The 18888-nt window shown below is 72.8% G+C and carries 21 protein-coding genes; 4 read left to right on the top strand and 17 right to left on the bottom strand.

The features are described from left to right. Positions 1–12: 12 nt before the first annotated feature. From NZH93_RS20600 to NZH93_RS20630, 7 genes are all read right to left on the bottom strand, one after another. Positions 13–963 (bottom strand): DNA polymerase domain-containing protein, encoded by a 951-nt coding sequence (locus tag NZH93_RS20600; RefSeq protein WP_259624772.1) that lies wholly within the window; start codon positions 961–963, stop codon positions 13–15. After that, positions 960–1952 carry a BUD32 family EKC/KEOPS complex subunit gene (locus tag NZH93_RS20605; protein ID WP_259624773.1) on the bottom strand — a complete coding sequence of 331 codons (993 nt, stop codon included), beginning with the start codon at positions 1950–1952 and terminating at the stop codon, positions 960–962. The genes NZH93_RS20600 and NZH93_RS20605 overlap by 4 nt, the downstream gene beginning before the upstream one ends. A 19-nt stretch (positions 1953–1971) precedes the next feature. Continuing rightward, positions 1972–3069: a glycoside hydrolase family 3 N-terminal domain-containing protein gene (locus NZH93_RS20610; RefSeq protein WP_276023824.1), complete on the bottom strand. Its 1098-nt coding sequence runs from the start codon at positions 3067–3069 to the stop codon at positions 1972–1974. Between the two features lie 122 nt (positions 3070–3191). After that, complete coding sequence (locus NZH93_RS20615; RefSeq protein ID WP_259624775.1) at positions 3192–3722, bottom strand: hypothetical protein; 531 nt, start codon at positions 3720–3722, stop codon at positions 3192–3194. Positions 3723–3726: 4 nt separating this feature from the next. Next, positions 3727–4854, bottom strand: coding sequence for a hypothetical protein (locus NZH93_RS20620; protein WP_259624776.1), 1128 nt, complete (start codon positions 4852–4854; stop codon positions 3727–3729). An 11-nt stretch (positions 4855–4865) separates the two neighbouring features. Continuing rightward, positions 4866–5276: a FixH family protein gene (locus NZH93_RS20625; RefSeq protein ID WP_259624777.1), complete on the bottom strand. Its 411-nt coding sequence runs from the start codon at positions 5274–5276 to the stop codon at positions 4866–4868. Beyond that, positions 5273–6622 carry a DUF8832 domain-containing protein gene (locus NZH93_RS20630; RefSeq protein WP_259624778.1) on the bottom strand — a complete coding sequence of 450 codons (1350 nt, stop codon included), beginning with the start codon at positions 6620–6622 and terminating at the stop codon, positions 5273–5275. The genes NZH93_RS20625 and NZH93_RS20630 overlap by 4 nt, the downstream gene beginning before the upstream one ends. Before the next feature lie 172 nt (positions 6623–6794). Between NZH93_RS20630 and NZH93_RS20635 the strand changes: the two genes are divergently transcribed. Then, positions 6795–7988: a sensor histidine kinase gene (locus tag NZH93_RS20635; protein WP_259624779.1), complete on the top strand. Its 1194-nt coding sequence runs from the start codon at positions 6795–6797 to the stop codon at positions 7986–7988. After that, the gene (locus NZH93_RS20640; protein WP_259624780.1) at positions 7982–8632 is read left to right on the top strand and encodes a response regulator; all 651 of its coding nucleotides are present in this window, start codon (positions 7982–7984) and stop codon (positions 8630–8632) included. Before NZH93_RS20635 ends, NZH93_RS20640 begins: the two co-directional genes overlap by 7 nt. A 1-nt stretch (position 8633) precedes the next feature. Here the strand turns inward: NZH93_RS20640 and NZH93_RS20645 are convergent, their stop codons facing one another. The 4 genes from NZH93_RS20645 to NZH93_RS20660 all read right to left on the bottom strand — a co-directional run bounded on the left by NZH93_RS20645 (position 8634) and on the right by NZH93_RS20660 (position 12285). Beyond that, on the bottom strand, positions 8634–9041 hold the full coding sequence (locus NZH93_RS20645; RefSeq protein ID WP_259624781.1) for a DUF6069 family protein: 408 nt from the start codon (positions 9039–9041) through the stop codon (positions 8634–8636). A 168-nt stretch (positions 9042–9209) separates the two neighbouring features. Then, on the bottom strand, positions 9210–10553 hold the full coding sequence (locus NZH93_RS20650; RefSeq protein ID WP_259624782.1) for an aminotransferase class V-fold PLP-dependent enzyme: 1344 nt from the start codon (positions 10551–10553) through the stop codon (positions 9210–9212). A 450-nt stretch (positions 10554–11003) separates the two neighbouring features. Continuing rightward, positions 11004–11477 (bottom strand): MarR family winged helix-turn-helix transcriptional regulator, encoded by a 474-nt coding sequence (locus tag NZH93_RS20655; RefSeq protein WP_259624783.1) that lies wholly within the window; start codon positions 11475–11477, stop codon positions 11004–11006. 40 nt (positions 11478–11517) lie between these two features. Next, entirely contained in the window at positions 11518–12285 is a 768-nt protein-coding gene (locus tag NZH93_RS20660) for a dioxygenase family protein (protein WP_259624784.1), read from the bottom strand. Between the two features lie 118 nt (positions 12286–12403). Here NZH93_RS20660 and NZH93_RS20665 point away from each other — a divergent pair, with 118 nt between their 5' ends. Next, positions 12404–12940 (top strand): hypothetical protein, encoded by a 537-nt coding sequence (locus NZH93_RS20665; RefSeq protein WP_259624785.1) that lies wholly within the window; start codon positions 12404–12406, stop codon positions 12938–12940. A 13-nt stretch (positions 12941–12953) separates the two neighbouring features. Here NZH93_RS20665 and NZH93_RS20670 read toward each other — a convergent pair whose 3' ends face one another. From NZH93_RS20670 to NZH93_RS20690, 5 genes are read right to left on the bottom strand one after another with little or no spacing between them, the layout of a single operon-like run. Continuing rightward, positions 12954–13574 (bottom strand): hypothetical protein, encoded by a 621-nt coding sequence (locus tag NZH93_RS20670; RefSeq protein ID WP_259624786.1) that lies wholly within the window; start codon positions 13572–13574, stop codon positions 12954–12956. 35 nt (positions 13575–13609) lie between these two features. Next, entirely contained in the window at positions 13610–14680 is a 1071-nt protein-coding gene (locus tag NZH93_RS20675) for a M14 family metallopeptidase (protein ID WP_259624787.1), read from the bottom strand. Between the two features lie 2 nt (positions 14681–14682). Further along, complete coding sequence (locus NZH93_RS20680; RefSeq protein ID WP_259624788.1) at positions 14683–14985, bottom strand: hypothetical protein; 303 nt, start codon at positions 14983–14985, stop codon at positions 14683–14685. Continuing rightward, positions 14982–16436, bottom strand: a complete 1455-nt coding sequence (locus tag NZH93_RS20685; protein ID WP_259624789.1) for a S8 family peptidase — start codon at positions 16434–16436, stop codon at positions 14982–14984. Before NZH93_RS20685 ends, NZH93_RS20680 begins: the two co-directional genes overlap by 4 nt. Next, the gene (locus tag NZH93_RS20690) at positions 16433–17380 is read right to left on the bottom strand and encodes an EamA family transporter (protein ID WP_259624790.1); all 948 of its coding nucleotides are present in this window, start codon (positions 17378–17380) and stop codon (positions 16433–16435) included. The genes NZH93_RS20685 and NZH93_RS20690 overlap by 4 nt, the downstream gene beginning before the upstream one ends. Before the next feature lie 76 nt (positions 17381–17456). Between NZH93_RS20690 and NZH93_RS20695 the strand changes: the two genes are divergently transcribed. Next, positions 17457–18092, top strand: a complete 636-nt coding sequence (locus tag NZH93_RS20695) for a GntR family transcriptional regulator (protein ID WP_259624791.1) — start codon at positions 17457–17459, stop codon at positions 18090–18092. Here NZH93_RS20695 and NZH93_RS20700 read toward each other — a convergent pair. Next, entirely contained in the window at positions 18082–18843 is a 762-nt protein-coding gene (locus tag NZH93_RS20700) for an SDR family NAD(P)-dependent oxidoreductase (RefSeq protein WP_259624792.1), read from the bottom strand. The genes NZH93_RS20695 and NZH93_RS20700 overlap by 11 nt on opposite strands. Between the last annotated feature and the right edge of the window lie 45 nt (positions 18844–18888).

The raw sequence follows: 18888 nt of genomic DNA on the forward strand, positions 1-18888 counted from the left end.
GCGGTTTCGGCGCTACTCGCCGCGCTTGGCCTTCGCGCGGCGCTTGCCCTCGTGCATCGCCTGCACGCGGGCGACCGGGATGGTGTGGCCCTCGGCGACCAGGTCCGCGCCCAGCTCCTGCGGGGCTGGCATCGACTCGGCCCACGGGTCGCGGTCGCCGAGCAGGCCCGCCGCGGTCTTCAGGGTGAAGTCGGCGGGGGCCACGCCGTCCAGGTCGTCCCACGACACCGGGAACGACACGGGGGCGCCGGGGCGCAGCCTGGGGCTGTACGCGGCGGCGACGGTGGCGCCGCCGGCGCGGGTCGAGTCGAGGAACACCTTGCCGTGGCGGTCCTCCACGATGAACGCCGTCGTCGCCACGGCGGGGTCCAGCCGTTCGGCGCGGGCGGCGAGCGCGCGGCACGCGGCGGCGACGTCGTCCGCGGGCGTGTCCACGATCGGCACGAACACGTGCACGCCCTTGGCGCCGCTGGTCTTCACCGCGCCCTCCAGCCCGGAGTCGGCCAGCGCGCGCCGCACGAGGTGCGCGGCCTGGACGGCGAGGTGGAACGCGTCCTCCTCGGGCGGGTCGAGGTCCAGCACGAGGTGCGTCGGGTGGTTCCACCGGTCGCGCGGGTACAGCGTCGGGTGGTACTCGACCGCGCGCTGGTTCGCGAACCACAACAGGGTCCGCCGGTCGTCGCACACGCCGTAGGAGATCTCCCGCTTCGACGCCTCGGCCCAGATCGGCTGCCTGCGCACCCACTCCGGGGTGTACTTCGGCAGGTTCTTCTGCATGAACGGCGCCTGGCCGGGCCGCACGCGCATCACCGACAGCGGCCGGTCGGCCAGCACCGGGACGATCTTGGCCGACACCGCGTCCAGGTAGTCGACCAGGTCGCGCTTGGTCGCCTCGGACCCGTCGAACAGCGGCTGGTCCAGGTTGGTCAGCGCGACGCCGTCCCGTTCCTCCGAGGTGCTCATCGCCACACCCTCCCCGGCTCGGAGTCCTCCGGCAACTCCCACGCCCGCTCCAGCGCGGCGGTGGGGTAGCGGGTGTCGCGGTCGGGGCCCTGCAACTGCCGGTAGAACGGACCGATCGTGTCCGCGACCGCGCGGTAGCGGCGGGACAGGGCGGCGGCCGACTCGGGCAGCGGGTCGAGGTTCCGGTCGAACCAGCCGAGCAGGTGCGACACCGTGTAGCAGCGGTCGTAGTCGCGGTGCGCGGCGAAGAAGTCCACCTCGGCGGGGGAGAGGTCGAAGTCGGAGCTGATGGCCAGCCCGAAGTCGGCGAAGTAGAGCCGTTCGCCGTCGGTCAGCAGGTTGTTGAAGTGGGCGTCGAAGTGCAGCACCCCGCGGGACCGCAGGAAGTCCGCGGTCGCGCGGAGGCCGCGGTGCACCAGCGGGATCGCGGTGTCCACCGAGCCGTCGGCGACCCGGTCCAGCAGCCAGTCGTGCACGGTCTGGGGCACGAACTCCAGGAACAGCACCAGGTGCGCGGACGACCGGCGCAGCGCCTCGAACCGGGCGCGCACGCCCTCCGAGCCGCCCCAGAACGCGATCGTCCGCTCCAGGTCGCCGTGCTCCTCGGGCGTCGGCGACGAACCGGGCAGCACCCGCCAGTGGTGCATCAGCGGGAAACCGGCGTGCTCGCCGCCCAGCACCCACCCGGTGGTCATCTCGTGCACGGCCAGCTCCCGCCACGCGCCGAACCCGGCCGAGCCGATGCCGTACTGGAAGAACGTCGGCAGCCCGAACAGGTTCGCGGTGGACCGGATGTTCTCCGGCCGCAGTTCCAGGTCCGTCAGCGGCACCTTCTTCACGAACACCCGCACGCCCTCGACGTTCAGCGACGCCGACGTGCCGCCGACCCCGGCGCCCAGCGGGGTCGCGCCCTCCAGCAGCGCCGCGAGCGCCCGGTCGTCCAGCCGGTCCAGCGCCCCGGACACGGTGCGGTGGGCGGTCGCCCGCATGGTTCCCCCTACGTCGGTGTCAGCACGCGCCCTTGGACTTCAGCACGCGGTGCAGGGCGTCGGCCACGCGCTCCTTGGCCAGCCCGCCGTTGCCGAGCGCCTGCTCCAGGCCGTCCAGCACCTCGCCGACCCGGCCACCGCTGGACCACAGCGCCACGTCCGCGCCCGCGGCGAGGGCCTGCCGCACGGCCTCGGGCAGGTCGACGAGGTTCGTGACGGCCTTCATCGCGCCGAGGTCGTCGGTCATGGCCACGCCGTCGAACTTGTACTCGGTGCGCAGGAGTTGGTACGCGGCCGGGCTCAGGGTCGCGGGCGTGCCGTCGGTCAGGCCGGGCACGTCGAGGTGGCCGACCATCACGGCGACCGGACCGTAGGCCTGGATGTCCTGGTAGGGGAGCAGGTCCTTGGTCTTCAGCTCGGCCAGCGGGGGCGTGCTGACCAGGCCCTGGTGGGAGTCGCCGCTCGCGTTGCCGTGGCCGGGGAAGTGCTTGAGCACGGGTTGGACGCCCGAGTCGCGCAGCCCGGCGGCGAACGCCGCGGCGTACGTGCGGGCGACGACCGGGTCCGCGCTCCAGGACCGGTCGCCGATGACCGTGTCGTCGGCCTGCGCGCTGGTGTCCACGACCGGCGCGAGGTCCATCGTCACGCCCCTGGCCCGCAGTTGCCCGCCACGCGTCTTGGCCAGCTCGCGGACCTGCTCGGGGGAGTTCGCGGCGACCAGGGCGCGAGCGCTCGGCAGGGTGCCGTCCATGGCGTCGATCCGCTGGACGCGGCCGCCCTCGTCGTCGACCGACACGGTGATCGGCAGCTTCGAGACGGCCCTGACCAGTGCCAGCGCGCCACCGGTCAGCAGACCGGTCGCGTCACCGCCGATGAAGATGCCGCCGACCTGCTCGGCCGACACGATCGCCACCGCGTCCTCGGAGTTCTCCGGCTTCACGCCCACCTGGAGCAACTGCGCGAGCTGCTGCCGCTGCGACAGGCCCGCGACGACCGGCGCGCACGGGTCGGACGGGGCCCCTCCCTGCGGTTGCCCGCCGCCCGGCCGCCCGTCGGGGGCGGCGTCGGGGAGGCCGAGTCTCGGGACCACCTCCTGGTGGAAGGTGGCGGCGAGCATCGCGCCAAGGGCCAGTGCGGCCAACGTCGTCGCAATGCTCCTGCGTCGCACGGAGGACGGCCTCCTGGGTGTTGATCCGGACGGGGTAACGCCGCCAGTCTTCCCCAGGAGGCCGCTCAGCACTAAACCGAGGTGTCCTCGCGAGTCCTCCGCCAGGCGATCACGATCAGCGCCACCAGGCCGAACAGGGGAACCGTGCTGACCGCCCAGCTCAACCCCATCGGGGGACCCGGCTGCTCCTGGACGGGCAGGACCAGTTCACCCGTCCCCGACCCGTCGGGGCCGTCGACGGTGAACGTGAACTTCCACTCACCGGGGTCCGGGAGGGCGGTGATGTCGAGCCCCCACACGTCCAGCTTGCGCGGGTGCCGCACCAGCGGGTCCGGCTCGACCGACCTCCTCCCACCCGGCCTGGCCAGCGAGAGCGTGCCGCTCTTGTCCGCGATCCCGCCGTCCGGCACGAACGTGAAGTCCAGCGACTGGAGCGCCTTCACCGGCCACGTGCTGAACCCGACGGTCAGCGCGTACGGCCCGGCCTGGACCTGCTCGGTGTGCACGACGTTCACCGGCTCGTACGCGAGCGCCGTGCCCGCCGTGCCGAACAGCAGCCCCACGACGCCGAGCAGCGCCACAACGGTCTTCTTGACGCCCACGGCGCTACCGCCCTTCCCGAACCGGGGCGAGGTGCCGCAGCATCCCGCCGAACCGAACGCCGAGCAGGCCGCCCGCCGCGCCGAACACCAGGCCCGCGACCGCGGTGCCGACGATCCCCGACACCTGCGGGAACCCGTTGCCGTACAGCAGGTTGTTCTGCACGGGCGCCAGCGCGGCCACCAGCAGGCCGCCGATCGCGCCCGCGACCAGCCCGAACACCTTCAGCGACCGGCCGTCGCGCCGCCCGAGCACCAGCAGCCCCTCGATCACGACCGCGACCAGCAGCAGGCACATCGGCATCAGTGCGGGCAGGCCGGGGACGCCGACGACGTAGTCGCGCAGCGGCAGCCCGGTCGAGTCCGCGTAGACCCGCGTCGCCCACGGCGAGAACCACCAGTACACGCCTTGCAGGACGGCCACCGCGACGGCGACGCCGAGCGCCCCGCCCGGCCGGTCGAGCAGGCGGGCGCCCATGACGACGATCAGCACGCACAGGAACGACAGGCCGATCGTCACCGTGTTCAGGTTGCCCACGTCGATCTGCGACAGGCCGATCGCCGTCACCGTGCTGAACGTCAGCAGCACCGCCAGCGAGATCAGCGCCCACGCCGCGCCCCAGGTCCGCGAGCGGACGACGGCGAACACCATCACCGCTCCGACCATCGTGATGGTGATCGACAGCAGCAGCCCGATGTGCGGCGGTGACGCGATCACCGCGTCGAACCCGTACAGCCCGTGCCACCACTGGTCCCACAGGCCGTAGATCAGGAACGACGCGGCGCCGATGCCGGAGATCAGGTAGCCGACGGGGGCGGCGAACGTGCGGCCGAACACCGCGACCGCCCGGCCGCCGACCGTCGGGTCCACCGGCCTGCCCGCGCGCTGGGCCGCCGTCGTCAGCAGCACGACCACGAGGCTCGCTATGCCGGAGAACGCGCTGCCGGAGTAGAGCAGCAGGTGCGGCAGCGTGAAGAACGTGTCCGGCCCGACGTCGCTGTGCCACTGGATGTCCCAGGTCAGCCCGGTCAACGACAGCACCGTGCCGCCCAGCACGAAGCTCGCCGCGGTCACCCCTCGCGGCACTGTCCTGGTCGTCGCGGCCACCGAGGCCCTCGACGCGGTGAGATCCATGTTCGGTCCCCTCATCCCTTCACCAACAACGGAAGTACGACTTGGTCGACACCGCTCGCGTCGCGCAGCGAGACGGTGATCTGCCACGGACCGGCCATCGGCAGGTCCGCGGTGGGGGCGCGGAAACGGCCCTGCCCCTCGGGGTTCGCGGTGACGGGGGCGAGCGCGTGGCCCATCACCGGCATCACCGGCTCGACGGTCACCTCGTCCGGCGCGACCGGGGTCCCGGCCTTGTCGGTGACCTCGAAGCCCAGCGAGTTCGGCCCGGTGCGCGGGTCGTCCACCGAGAGCCGGACGGTGTACCGCGAGCCGGAGGCCGACGCGCTCGTGGTGCCGCTGTCGGCGGTGCCGCGGAACACCAGTGCCACGAGGGCCACCACCACCGCCAGCGCCGCGCCCGCGACGATCGCGCGCCTGTTCACCGCCGCTCACCCCCGGCCGCCGGGACGTCGACCACCGCGGGCGTCGTGCGCACGGCGTAGCCGCGCTCGGCCTGCACCCACACGAGGTACCGGCCGGGCAACGGGAACGAGTAGGTGAACGGCACGTCCGGGCCGAACGCCGCGACGCTCTCGTCCGGTTTGTCCGGCAGCTCCGGTGTCGGCGGCGTCATCGCGTGCACGTGCGCCCACACCGGCGCGTCCGCGACCTCCCCGGTGACCGGCCCGACCACGATCAGGTGGCCGACCATCCCGAGCCACGGCTGGAGGTCCCGCGCGCCGAACCGGGCGGTGATCGTGCTCGGCGAGCCCGCCGCGGCGATCTTCCGGTCCAGCGGGACGTCCTCGGTGGCGGGCGCGGCCGTGCCCCCGGCCGCGAGCGTGACCGTCGTGCGCAGGAGTTGCCGCCCGCCGCCCCGTCGGGAGATCTCGGCGGCCACCGCGTACCGGCCGGGCTCGGGCGCGACCAGCTTCGCCCGGAAGTCGCCCGGACCGACCCGCACCGGGTGCAGGTGCCACAGCTTCCCGCTCGGCGACACGACGCCCAGGTGCGCGAACGCGCTGTCGTGCACCAGGAGGTCGTCCACCGGCCGTCCGGTCGATCCGTCGGTCAGCGCCAGCCGAAGGTCGTCGTCCACGGCCGTGGCCACCAGGTTCACCGGCGGTCGCGAGTAGTCCACTGTGGACGCCTGCGCGTTGGCGTACGGGTCGGTGACGTTGTCCACCGACGGGTCGAGGTCGCTGCCCGGCGCGGGCGGCGGCGGCACGGACGACGACAGCAGCGCCGCCGTGACGGCCACGGCCAGCGCCGCGACCACGCCCGCCGCGGGCACGAACGAGGCCGCGCCGCCGCGGCGCAGCGCCACGGCGATCGTCACCAGCATCAGCACACCCGCCGCGACGAACCCGCCGTACGCCGCGTTCTGCGGCGGCGACATCACCCGCGCGGGCACCACGAACGGGATCGTGGCCACCCGTTGGCCGTCGTCGACCACGAGTTCCCACGGCCCCGGCCCGTCCACCCGCAGCGTGCCGGTGTGGAAGCCCGGCTTCGCCGTGAGCCGCACGGTCGTGCCGCTCACCGTGCCGCCGTCGCGGTTCAGCCTCAGCCCCAGGTCGCCCGCCGGGCTGCCGACGTGCGTCACCACGTCCACGTGCACCGGACCGGGCACCGGCTCGATCCGCCGGATGATCACCGTCAGCTCGCGGTCCCCCAACGTCTGCGCGACCTGGATGTCGCCGCCGCCCGCCGCGCCGTCCGCCGCCGCGGGAATCGTTCCGCCCCAGGCGAAACCGATCACGCACAAGATCACCAGTAGTGCTCTCATCACCGCCCCAATCGATGTCGAACCTAGGGATCGGGAGACGGGGAGTCGTCGCCGTGCGGGGTGAAACCGAGTCCCCCTCAAGGGGGATGCCGACCCAGGGGGGAGCACGGGATCCCCCTTGAGGGGGACTCGCGACGGCCGCCGAGAGCGGAAGATCGGTGCGGTGAGGGGGATGTGGAAGCGCGCGGGTGATCCCAGGGTGTCGTTGACCCGGCAGTCGCTGCTCGTGGCGATGGCGTGCCTGTTCACCGACGTGTTCGTGTACTTGTTCAAGGCGCCGATGCCGATGACCGGCACCGCCGTGCTGGGGCTGCTCGCGATCGTCGTCGTCGACGCCGCGCTCGCGGGACCCGCGCGGCTGTCGGGCGTCGTGGCCGTCGGGCACGCGCTGGTGCGGGTCGGGATACCGCTGCTGCTGGACCGGCCGTTGAAGTTCTGCGCCAACGAGGCGGGCATGATGATCGCGGGCTACCGGGCCGGCGCGTGGCTGGTGGGCGTGCCCGCGTTCGCCGCGCTCGGCGCCCTGTCGGCGGGGATGGTGGCGGCCCACTTCGCGCTGAGCACGGGCGAGGTGCGGCTGGTGAACGACCTGCGGCTGCTGCCGGTCGAGGTGGTCAGCGGTGCCGTCCTGCCCTGGCTGGTCGGCCGCTACACGACCGCGCGGCGGGCGTACATCGCCGAGCTGGACCAGCGTTCGGAACTCGAGAGGCGCGACGCGGAGGAAGGGCTGGCGAAGGCCATAGCGGCCGAGCGCAGCGCCATCGCCCGAGACCTGCACGACGTGATCGCCCACCACGTGAGCGCCATCAACCTGCACGCGGGCGCGGCCCGGTTGGGGCTGGACCAGGGGAAAACACCGCTCGCCGCGTCGTTGAGCGCCGTCGAGACCGCCAGCCGCGCCGCCATGGTCGACCTGCGGCACCTGCTCGACCTGCTGCACGGCGACAACTCCGACAGCGCGCGGCAACCGGGCCTGGACAACCTCGACGAGCTGTTCGAGGGCGTGCGCTCCGCCGGGATACCGGCCAGGCTCACGACGTCCGGCGCGCCGCGCGAACTGCCGGAGTCGCTGGGCATCACGCTCTACCGGATCGTGCAGGAGATGCTGACCAACGCGCTGCGCCACGGCGACCCGTCGGGCGTGGACGTGGAACTGGCGTTCCGGCACGACTCGCTCGCGCTGAGCACCACCAACCGGGTGCCCGCGCTCGTCGGCGCCCGCGCCGAGGGCCACCGCAGGGGCCTGGAGGGCATCCGCAACCGCGCCCGCCTGTTCGACGGCGTCACCACCTGCGGCCTGGAACCCGACGGACGCACGTGGCGCACCGCCGTCGCCTTCCCACTGGAGCCCTCGCCACCATGCTGAGCGTCCTGCTCGCCGACGACCACGCCATGCTCCGCTCGGGCATGCGCGCCATCCTCGACACCCAGCCCGACCTCGACTGCGTGGCCGAGGTCGCCGACGGCCGCGCCGCCGTCGCCGAGGTCGCCCGCCTCCGCCCGGACGTCGCCGTGCTCGACATCCGGATGCCCAAGCTCGACGGCCTGAGCGCCACCGAGGCCATCCTCGCCGCGCCGGACAACCGCACGAAGGTCGTCGTGCTCACCACGTACGACAGCGACGAGTACGTGTACCGCGCCCTCAACGCGGGCGCCAGCGGCTTCCTGCTGAAGAGCCTGCCGCCGGAGGAGCTGATCGGCGCGATCCGCGTGGCCGCGCGCGGTGACGCCCTCATCGACCCGTCCGTCACGCAGCGGCTGGTCGCCCGCTTCGCCCGCAGCATCGCGCCCGCCGCGTCCGCGCCGGGGCTGGACCAGTTGACCGCGCGCGAGAACGAGGTGCTGCTGCTGGTCGCGGCGGCGTACACGAACGCGGAGATCGCGGCCGAGCTCCACGTGGGGGACGAGACCGTGAAGACCCACGTCTCCCGCATCCTCGCGAAGCTCGGCCTGCGCGACCGCGTCCACGCGGTCGTCTACGCGCACCTCAACGGACTGGTGCAGCGGTAGCTCAGGCCGGGAGCCTGCGGGCGATGGCCGGGATCACGATCGCGGCGGCGACCAGGTGCGTCACCATCAGCAGCGCCTTCGTGGCCGTGGCGGCGTCCGCGAGCACGTCCGGCACCAGTGACAGCGCGGTGAGCGCGACCGTGGTGCGGACGAACACCGACCGCGGTCGACGAGTCCAGCGCTTGAACCCCAGCGCCAGCGCGAGGCCCAGCAACGAGAAGACGGCCGTCAGCGTGGCGAACCCCGGCACCGGGATCGGCGCACCGCTGACGTCCAGGCTGATCCCGGCGAGGTCGCCCGCGGCGGCGACGGCCGCGGTGGCGACCGAGGCGACGGCCGCGGCGACCAGTCCGGCGACGATCAGCGGCTTGGCGGAGGAGCGGGTGGCGGGAGCGGTGGTGCTGGACATCGTGAGCCTCCGGTGAGTGGGGCCGGTCCGTTGCCGGCCTTCTGCTCCTACGTCGAACGGGCTCGACGCCGATCGACATCGCCGTGCGGAAAACTTCGAGAATTTTCGCCGAGGCGGTGAAGACCCACGTCTCGCGCCCAAGGACACCTTGATCCACCGGCGTCGCCCCTATGCGGGCTCGCCCGCGAACCGGTCCTCGAAGTGCCGCTCGGCGAACGCGATGAAGCGCTCCACGTCCCGCACCGCCGACGGCGCCCCGAACGACACCCGCACGGTCCCGCCGCTGGGCAGCCCGGCCACGTCGAGCGACTCGCCGACGTGCCGCGTCCCGTGCTTGAGCAGCGCCCGCATCGACCTCGGGCACAGCTCGGCCACGTTGGTGCCCGCGCCGGGGTTGCCGTAGTCGCCGGTGCGCAGGGAGATCCCCGCCGACGCGGCCTCCTCGGCGACGGTGCGGACGTCGATCACCGCGCCCGTCGGGTCGAGGAAGTTGAAGCTGACGATGCCGCCCCTGGCGACCGTCGTGGTCGGACCGTAGACGCGGACCATGGGGAGGCCGTTGCCGTGGCGCAGGGTGGTGAGGCGGTCGAGGAACCAGCCGGTCAGGTAGCGGACGCGGCGGGAGATGAGTTCGACGCCGGTGTCGGCCAGCAGGGCCAGCCCGACCTCCACGTCCGGGATGGACAGGAAGTTGAGGCTGCTGTCCTCCAGCGCGGAACCGAGGCGGGACAGGGCTTCGCGGCGCACGACCAGGCAGCCGACACCGGTCGGGTAGCCGAACACCTTGTACCAGCTCACCGTGACGAAGTCCGGGTGCACCATGCTCAGGTCGAGGGTGTTCGTCGGCAGGTACGCGGCCGCGTCGAGCAGCACGTCGTAGCCGCGTTCGCGGGCGATGTCGATCCAGCCCAGCGGGTGCTGCACGCCGGTGAACCCGCTCTGCGCGGGGAACGCGAACAGGCCGCGCCTGCGGTCCGGGCGCTTGCGGCCGAGTGCGGAGAGGACGGTGCTGGTGGAGATCCGCAGATCGGGGCGCTGGGTCGCGATCACCGTGGTGGTCGCGGCGAACTCGCGCACACCGCTGACCGACTCGTGGTTGTCCGAGGTGAGGACGAGCCTGCCGTGCCTGCCGAACGGGTACCGCTCGCCGACGAGCCTGGCCGCCGCGGAGGCGTTCGCGGTGAACACGACGGTGTACTCGTGCGGCGACGCGTTGAGGTGGCGGAGCACGGCGTGGCGGGCGCGGTCGACGGCGGGCGCGCTCGTGCTCGGGCTGCCGGGCAGGCTGCCGAGCATCCGGCGCTGGTGGGCCTCGTGCTGCGACGTCGCCGCCAGGCCGGAGCCCGCGTAGTCCAGGTACAGGTGGTTCTGCTCGTCGAGGTACGCGTACTCCGTGCGGCGCAACCGGTCCAGACCGCGGGTCAGCTCGTAGCCGGGGTGGCTGGCCGAGAATTCGGCGGGCTCCCCGGCATTCCGCGCTGTCAGCACGTGGTGGGTGTGGCGTGAGGTCATCTTTGCTCCCCGCGGTGAGATGACGGTGGTTGGCAACAATTCGCCGAATGGGAATACGTGTTCCGAGAAACGCGGAACGGCGTGCACGGAACATACACCGGCCACCTGCTCGGACCGGGGAGGACGCGGCCGTTGTTACGAGGCACACATCTTGTTGTCGGTCGGTCGTTTCGGGGAATAACGAATGACCGCAAGAATGTGGAACGGCTGTTCAGCGGGTCGGGCGAGCTGTTGTTCGGTTTGCTAAAGAACTGGACCGGTGCCGACAAAGTCATGCCGGATCGCTTCGAGGTGTGGTTTCCACCGGGCCCGAGTGCGCGTTCGGACAACGATGGTCTCCCGTTCGACCACACTTTCACCGCGGGACTTCTCGGACGGCTGCCCGACGACTACGGTCGGCGCCGCGGCGGCGGCTCGGGACAATTCGGCGCCCCCCGCGACCGCCGCGGGCTACTCCGCTCGCAGGCGCAGGCGGATCGCCTCGACGGCGTCGGCGAAGGCGGTGAACTGCTCGCCGGTCAAGCCGTCCAGGAACAGGTCGCGGACGAGGGCGGCGTGGCCGGGTGCCGACTCGCGGAGCTTCTGCCAGCCCGCCTCGGTGAGGCAGGCGATGATGCCGCGCTCGTCGGACTCGCAGGAGCGGCGGCGGACCAGGCCGGTCTTCTCCAACTGGGCCACCTGGTAGGTCAGGCCGCTCTTGGACGTGAGCGCGGCGCCCGCCAGCTCGGTCATCCGGAGTTCACCGCCGGGCGCGGCGGACAGCCGGGCCAGCACCTCGTACTGCGGGTGCGACAGGCCCGCGTCGTCCTTGAGCTGCTGCTCGACGCGGCGGTTGAGGAACGTGCTGACCTCCAGGTACCCCTCCCAGGCCGCCAGTTCCTCCTCGTTGAGCCACCGTGGTCCCGTCGTGGGGGTTTCCGCCATGGCGTGATCCTACCTTATCGTTCAAATTCGAAGCAGTACGTCAGCCCAGTTGGATCGAGCGCTTCGCCATGCCCAGCCAGAAGCCGTCGATGACGGTCCGCTGCGACTCCAGGTCGTCGGCCCCGGCGCCGAGCGTCACGAACAGCGGCGCGAAGTGCTCGGTGCGCGGGTGCGCCAGCCGCCCCGCGGGCGCCTTGTGCTCGAAGTCGAGCAGGGCGTCCAGGTCGTGCGCCTCCAGCGCGCGCTTGCCCCAGTCGTCGAACTCGGCCATCGCGCTCGTGACCCGGCCGCTCGTGCTCAGCGCCCGGAGGTTGTGGGTGAAGAACCCGCTGCCGACGATCAGCACGCCCTCGTCGCGCAGCGGCGCGAGCTTGCGGCCGATGAGCATCAGCTCGTTCGGGTCGAGGGTCGGCATGGAGATCTGGAGCACTGGCACGTCGGCCTCCGGGAACATCTCCACCAGCGGCACGTACGCGCCGTGGTCGAGGCCGCGGGTCTCGTCCTGGTGCACGGGCGTCTGCGGGGTGCGCAGCAGCTTGCGGACGCGCTCGGCCAGTTCCGGCGCGCCGGGGGCCGCGTACCGGACGCGGTAGTAGTGCTCGGGGAAGCCGGAGAAGTCGTAGAACAGCGGGACGGTGGTCGTCGCGCCCACGGTCAGCGGCGCCTCCTCCCAGTGCGCGGAGACCATCAGGATCGCCGTCGGCCTTGGCAGGTCCGCCGACCACGCGGCGAGCTGCTCGGGCCAGACCGGGTCGTCCGCCAGTGGTGGCGCGCCGTGCGAGAGGTAGAGGGACGGCATGCGGATCATGATGGCTCCCTTGTTAAAATTTGAACTATTTAGGTCACTGTACCTGTTGGTTCGAACCTGAACAACCTGTGGTACGCGTTACGCTGCCCGGCGATCCCCGAAGCACCAGGAGCTCTCCGTGTCACGCCGCGCCACGCCGTCCACCCGGACGTTCACCGACCACCTCGACACCGCCGCGGACCGCACCGGCCTGTACGCGGTCGTCGCCGCGCACACGGGCGCCAAGCGCGTGCTCTACCCGGTCAGCTCGCTCGACGTGACGCCGTCCTACACCTGGCCGGACGTGACCTACGTCGACACCGACCAGCGCACCCAGACCGCGTTCGCCGACACCGCGTCCGCGATCCGCCTGGCCGACCAGCACAAGGTCTACGAGGGCGAGCCGCGCATCCGGTTCCTCGGCGGCGAGTACGACCGCGTGTTCGGCGCGTTGCCCGCCGCGAGCTGGGACCTGCTGCTGTCGCTGCACGCGGGCCCGGTGGGGACCAACGCCGCGCGCTGCATCAAGCCCGGCGGCTGGCTGCTCGCCACGGGCCCGGTGGCTGACCCGGAGTTCGTGTTCGACGCGTCGGTGCTGCTGTCGGTGCGCGGGAAGTACCGCGTGGTCCCCGAGGAGGCGGACCGACCCGCGGCCCGGCTGTTCCGCCGGGTCTGACCACCTCGGGCGGTCAGCGCCGACGGCGCAGCAGGACGCACACCACCATGATGATCAGGACGAACAGGAACGTCAGCGCGCCGCTCGTCCCCACGGACCGGGGATCGCCCACCGGGCGCGGCAGTTCGCGGCTGAGCCCGGTGGCGGTGAGCAGGGCCAAGACGACCAGCCACCACCACAGCGCGGTCGTGGGGAGCGCCGCCAGAGCCTTGGGGGTGCACCGCTCGACGATGCCGTCGACCGTGACGGGTGCGAACTGCGCCACGACGTACAGCACGAGGAACGCGACACCCAGCGCGACGGCGATGCCGAGGACGCGCACCAGCGGGACCTGCGGCCCGAGTACGGCGTCGACGACCCCGCCCATCGGCACGGCGATCAGCATCGGCCCCAGCAGCACCACGCCCCACTTGCGGAGGAACGCGCTCGCGGGTGAGGGGAGGGCCCGCACGGGCACGTGGGTCGGACCGGGCGCGTAGGGAGGCCGGTGGACGTAGGTCGGAGGGACGGGGGCAGCGTGGAAGTGGACGCCGCCGTGGATCGATCCCGCCTGCACGGACGGGCCGTTCACGATCCCGTCGTTGTGGTTCGTGCCGCCGGGTAACGGACCCACCGGGTCTGAAGGGCTGGTCAACGCACGCTCTCCCTGGTGCCGAGGTGCGGACGATCCTAGCCCGGCGGAGCCGCCGGAACGGCCAGGGCCAGCGCCAGCGCGGCGGAGCCGACCTCGCGGATCACCTGCTCCGCCTCGGCCCACGAGGGCTGGAAGGTGCGGCCGCACTCGATCGTGAAGCCGTGGACCTTGGTCTTCGCCGGGTCGGCGAAGTGACGGCTGTAGGCGTAGTCGTCGCTAGCCCCCGAGGTCGGGTAGAGGCCGTAGGCCTGCTCCACGGGGTAGTCGACGCCGCGCACGGCCTTGACCGCGTCGCGCATCCGCTGGGACAGCGCGCTGACCGCTCCCAGGTCGGCCGGGGTGATGTACTCGCCGTACGCGCTGTCGCGCGGTCGTCCGCGCAACCCGTCGAAGCGCGGGTCGAGGAAGGTCTGCTCGGGTCTCGTCGACTGGTTCTCGTCGCTGCCCCAGGCGTGCAGGATGACCGGGACGGCGCTGTGCACGTCCACCAGCACCCTGATGTCCGGCCGGGTGTCCAGCAGCCACACGACGTTGCGCGTCTCGGGTTCGGACGCCGCGGACGGGCCGCGGTACACCTGCCGGTCGCACGGGTCCGCCGACGTGGCGACGCGGGAGTCCGGGGCGAACTTGGCGGTGTGGTCCCAGAGGAAGTCGAAGTTGCGGTTGACGTCCACACCGACGCAGCCGCCGCCCCTCGGGTGGGGGCGGCGGTTCTTGCGCCACAGCGGGTCCGCGGTCTGGCTGTGCGCGCGGCCGTCCGGGTTCACGCACGGGAACACGTACACCGCCATGCCCTCCACGACGTGGCGGACCTCGTCGGCGGTGTACCGCTGCCCGCCGTAGACGAGGCCGGTGCCCAGCCCGTGGGCCTCCAGGAGGTCCGCGGCCAGCGACACCAGCGCGTCCGGCGGCACCCATTCCCTGGCGTGCACGCCACCCAGCAGGAGCAGACCGTCCACACCGGACCGCGTGCCGACGCGCAGCACGCGGGTCGTGCGGCCCTCGTGGGTCGGGTTCGGGCAGGTGATCAGCTCGGTGGCGCTGGGGTAGGCGGCGGCCAGGTTCTCCAGCGCCGACTCGACCTCCGCCGGGTTCAGGTACGTCACGGCTACTCCTTGAGCCCCAGCCCGCGCGGGACCTCGCCCCTGGCCGCGAAGCGGTTGTCCCGTCCCACCTCGGCCTGCCGCGCCAGGCCGTTCTCGGTCTCGTCGGCCAGCACGGTCACCGTCGCCGAGCGGGTCGTCGCGAGCCGCGACCCCGGCAGGTACACGTCGATCGCGAACCCGTCGCCCTCGGCCCGCGCCACGGCCCGGCAGCCGAGGTCCGGCTCCAGGTCGTCCACCGCCGACCGCAGGTCGTCCAGCGTCGCGGCCTCGACGCGCACGCGGAACACCGGCTCGTCGGGCGTCACGGTCCCACCGCGCTCGCCGCCAGTTCCACGGCCCTCGCGGCGTTGACGCGGCCGAAGCCGTAGTCGTCGTGGTGGCCGTTCGCGTCGTAGAGCACCCCGCCGACCTTGTCCGCGCTGTCGCGCATCACCTTCCGCAGCGCGTCGCGGGTCAGTGCCGGGTTCACCGCGAGCGCGAGTGCCGCGCAGCCCGCCGCGCACGGGGCGGCGAAGCTGGTGCCGGTGCTCTTGCCGTACCCGCCGCTCCCGGTCGTGCTCACCACGTCCACGCCCGGCGCGATCAGCTCGACCTCCGGGCCGCGCGCGGCGTTGTCCTCCAGGTCCTTGCGCGTCGACCGCACCACGGCGATCACGTCCGCGTGCGACACGACCTCGTCCTTGAGCACGTCGACGTCGTTCCCGTTGCTGGCGGCCCAGAAGATCGCCAGACCGCGCCCGCCGCGGCCCTTCGTCGCGGCGAACTCCAGCGCCAGCGCCAGGGTGGTGGTCAGGTCCCAGTCCGCGCCGTTCGGCCCGAGGCTCGACACCAGCACGTCCGCGCCCGCCGCCGCGTCACCGCCCTCGGTCGACGGGTCGGCCGCGTAGGCGACCGCGCGGGCCAGCGTCGTCTGCGTGCCGACCTGGTCGCCGAGGCACGCGATCAGCACCAGGTCGGCCTCCGGCGCCGCGCCGGTGCCGCCCAGCAGGTTGTTCCGCCGCGCCGCGACCATGCCCGCGCAGAACGTGCCGTGGTCGCCGCTCGGCATCCCCACGACCCCGACGGTGAACGCGCCCGCCCTGGTGAAGAACCCGGAAGCCGCGTGGACCCCGGCCTTCAGGTCCTCGTGCTTCGCGTTGAACCCGTTGTCGATCACCGCGACCCGGATGCCCGCGCCGCGCGTCTTCTCCCAGGCGGCGGGCGCCCGCACGTCGGCCCCGGCCGTGCCGCCGCCCTGCCCGGTGTTCGCCCACTGCCACTGCTCGGCGAAGCGCGGGTCGCCGGGTGCCGCGCGCTGCGGCACGTGCTCGACGAGGCTGGGCTCCGCGAGGGTGATCAGCGGATCGGCGTTCAGCTCCACCGACGCGGCCAACGAGTCCGCGTGCTCGGTCGTGTCGACCTCGAACAGGTTCGGCGCGAAGCGCAAGCGGCGCACCAGGATCAGCCCGCGCCGGGCGAGCGCCTGCTCCGCCGCTTCCTCGGACAGGTCCTCGGTCACCTGCACGGTGAGCCGCCGCGTCACGATCCCGAGCCGCCCGTTCGGTCGCCGCACCAGGTGGCCCACGTCGTCGGCGCTCTCCAGGGCCAACGCCGCCGAGGCGGGCACGAACACCCACTGGGCCTCGCGGAACGGGCTCAGCTCGTCGTCGTCGGCCAGCGCCTCCGCGACGACCGCGCCCTCCACCCGCACGGCGACCAGGTCGTCGACCTCGTCCACCGTCCTGCGCTCACCACGAACGAAGTACTCCCGGATCACGACAAACCCCTCCTCCAGCGTCGCACCGCCGATCCAGAGTGCGCGGGGTTCCGGCCGCTATCAAGGTGGTCCCGCTCGGCATTCGAGTGGAAGTCGGGGAGGGCGGTCAGCACGATGGCGCCGCAGATGAGCGCGATGCCGAGCCACTGCGCGGGGCCGACGGGTTCGCGCAGGACCAGCGCGGCGATGGCGGCGGCGCTCGCCGGTTCCAGGAGGCTGATGGTGACGGCCGCGGGGGCGCCGAGGTGGCGGATGCCGTGCGCGAAGAGCCAGTAGGAGATGCCCGCGGCGACGATCCCCAGGTACAGCAGGCTCATCACGGCCCGGCCGGACAACAGGGTGGGGGTCGCGGTGGCGAGCGTGACCGGGAGGAGCAGCAGCGCCGACACGGTGAAGATGGCGGCCAGCGCGCTGGTGTCGCGGTGGTGGTCGGTCAGCCGCCTGATCGCCAGCGCCTGGGTGCTGAAGCAGGTCGCGGCTACTGTGGACAGTGCGAGTCCGGTGGGGGACAACGTGACCGTCGCGCCGCCCGCGAACGTGAGCAGGCCGAGCCCGACGGCGGCCACGGCGGTGCCCGCGAGCCACCAGCGGGACGGCGGACGGCGTTCGGTGACGGCCGTCCACAGCCCGGTGAGCACGGGGGCGAGGCCGATGGCGACCGCGGTGCTCACGGCGACACCGCCGACGTCGACGGCGGCGAAGTAGGAGAGCTGGAAGCCCGCCAGACCGACGGCGGCGGCGAGCAGCGGTCCCACGTCCCTCCGGCGCCACGGGCCGCTGAACGGTCGGCCGCCCAGCGCGACGAGCGCCACCGCGCCGACGGCCAGTCGGACGCCGCCGGCCGGGAGCAGTTCGTCGCTGGTGAAGAGGGTGGCGACCGGGCCGATGGTGCCCCACAGGAGGGCCCCTCCGGCGGCGGCGCTCAGCGCGGCGGTGCGGGACACGACGTCCACCTTCCAGCTATTGGGTCATACGGTTATACCGTATATCCGAAACCCCTCCGGCTGATAGGCTGGGCGGGTGAGCCTCACGTTGCAGACCACGAGCACGCGGGACGCCCTCGTGGCCGAGGTGCGCAAGCGGATCCTCAGCGGCCAGCTCCGCCCCGGCGAGGCGCTGACCGAGGCCGGGCTCGCGAGCGCGTTCGGCGTGGCCAGGCCGACCGTTCGCTCGGCGCTCCAGGTGCTGGTCAGCCGTCACCTCGTGCGGTCGTCCGGCGGGCGGTCGCTGACCGTGCCGGTGCTGACCGAGGAGGACGTGCGCGACCTGTTCTTCGTCCGCACACCGCTGGAACTCCAGGCGGTGCGCGAGATCGTGGTGAAGGGCCTGTCGCTCGACGGTGCCGAGCAGCGCCTGGCGGCCATGGAAGCCCTGCCGGAGACGGCCGAGTGGGGCGACCGGGTCGAGGCGCACACGGCGTTCCACACCGCGCTCGTCGACGCGGCGGGCAGCCCCCGGCTGACCCGGCTCTACCCGGCGATCCAGGAGGAGATGCAGCTCTGCCTGGCGCAGTTGCACCGCTGGTACCCCGGCCCGCAGGACCTGGCCGTGTCGCACCGCGCGCTGCTGGAGGACATCCGCTCCGGCGACGCCGACCGGGCCTGCGCGGCCATGGGCGACCACCTCGCGCTGGCGCTGGGCCAGCTCACGACGTAGGCAGCTCCACGCCGGTGATCTCGCGGCACACGGCCAGCAGGCCCTCCTGCACCTCGATGTCCGACGCGGCGGGATGGGTCTCGCCCAGCATCTGGTGGTAGTAGTAGCCGCCGCTCGCGGGGGAGTGCACGGCCAGCCGCGCCTGGGTTTCCGGCCCCTGCGCGAGGTCGTCCGGAGCGCCGGGCCCACCCATCCTGGTCGCTACCCAACCGGGGTCCACGGCGTTGGACCGCACGTCGGCCCAGCGCCGCGCGATGGCGAACGCCAACGCCACGACGTGCAGCTTCGAGTCCGAGTACGCCTGCGAGGCGTTCCACGGCCTGCGCGTCCACTGGAGGTCGCCCAGGTCGGGGTCGCCGTCCAGGTGCATCCCGGACGACAGGTACACCAGTCGGTCCGGGCGCTCGACCAGCGCCGTGAGCAGGTACGGCGCGAGCACGTTCACGGCGAACACCTTCGACAGGCCGTCCTCCGTCCCGACGCGCTCCGGCAGCCGGTAGACGCCCGCGTTGTGGATCACCGCGTCGAAAGGGCCGTGCGCGTTGGCCTGCTCGGCGACCGAGGTGATCTCGGCGACCACCGACAGGTCGCCGTGCAGCGCGCCCGCCGCGCCGGGGGCCGCGGCCAGCGCGTCCTGCGCGCGCCGCGGGTTCCGCCCGTGCAGGACGACCTCGTGACCCTCGTCGATCAGGAGCTTCGCGGCCATCAGCCCGAGGCCGTCGGCCGAACCGGTGATCAGGACGGTGCTCATGGCCCCGATCTTCAACCACGCCGATCACCGGTGCACGACGGCCCC

It is taken from the genome of Umezawaea endophytica (assembly GCF_025061645.1).
Taxonomy (GTDB): Bacteria; Actinomycetota; Actinomycetes; order Mycobacteriales; family Pseudonocardiaceae; genus Umezawaea; species Umezawaea endophytica.

Coding starts and splice junctions, on each gene's coding strand:
- NZH93_RS20600 (WP_259624772.1), bottom strand. CDS start 963: ATGAGCACCTCGGAGGAACGGGACGGCGTCGCGCTGACCAACCTGGAC.
- NZH93_RS20605 (WP_259624773.1), bottom strand. CDS start 1,952: ATGCGGGCGACCGCCCACCGCACCGTGTCCGGGGCGCTGGACCGGCTG.
- NZH93_RS20610 (WP_276023824.1), bottom strand. CDS start 3,069: ATGCTCGCCGCCACCTTCCACCAGGAGGTGGTCCCGAGACTCGGCCTC.
- NZH93_RS20620 (WP_259624776.1), bottom strand. CDS start 4,854: ATGGATCTCACCGCGTCGAGGGCCTCGGTGGCCGCGACGACCAGGACA.
- NZH93_RS20630 (WP_259624778.1), bottom strand. CDS start 6,622: ATGAGAGCACTACTGGTGATCTTGTGCGTGATCGGTTTCGCCTGGGGC.
- NZH93_RS20635 (WP_259624779.1), top strand. CDS start 6,795: ATGTGGAAGCGCGCGGGTGATCCCAGGGTGTCGTTGACCCGGCAGTCG.
- NZH93_RS20640 (WP_259624780.1), top strand. CDS start 7,982: ATGCTGAGCGTCCTGCTCGCCGACGACCACGCCATGCTCCGCTCGGGC.
- NZH93_RS20645 (WP_259624781.1), bottom strand. CDS start 9,041: ATGTCCAGCACCACCGCTCCCGCCACCCGCTCCTCCGCCAAGCCGCTG.
- NZH93_RS20650 (WP_259624782.1), bottom strand. CDS start 10,553: ATGACCTCACGCCACACCCACCACGTGCTGACAGCGCGGAATGCCGGG.
- NZH93_RS20655 (WP_259624783.1), bottom strand. CDS start 11,477: ATGGCGGAAACCCCCACGACGGGACCACGGTGGCTCAACGAGGAGGAA.
- NZH93_RS20660 (WP_259624784.1), bottom strand. CDS start 12,285: ATGATCCGCATGCCGTCCCTCTACCTCTCGCACGGCGCGCCACCACTG.
- NZH93_RS20700 (WP_259624792.1), bottom strand. CDS start 18,843: ATGAGCACCGTCCTGATCACCGGTTCGGCCGACGGCCTCGGGCTGATG.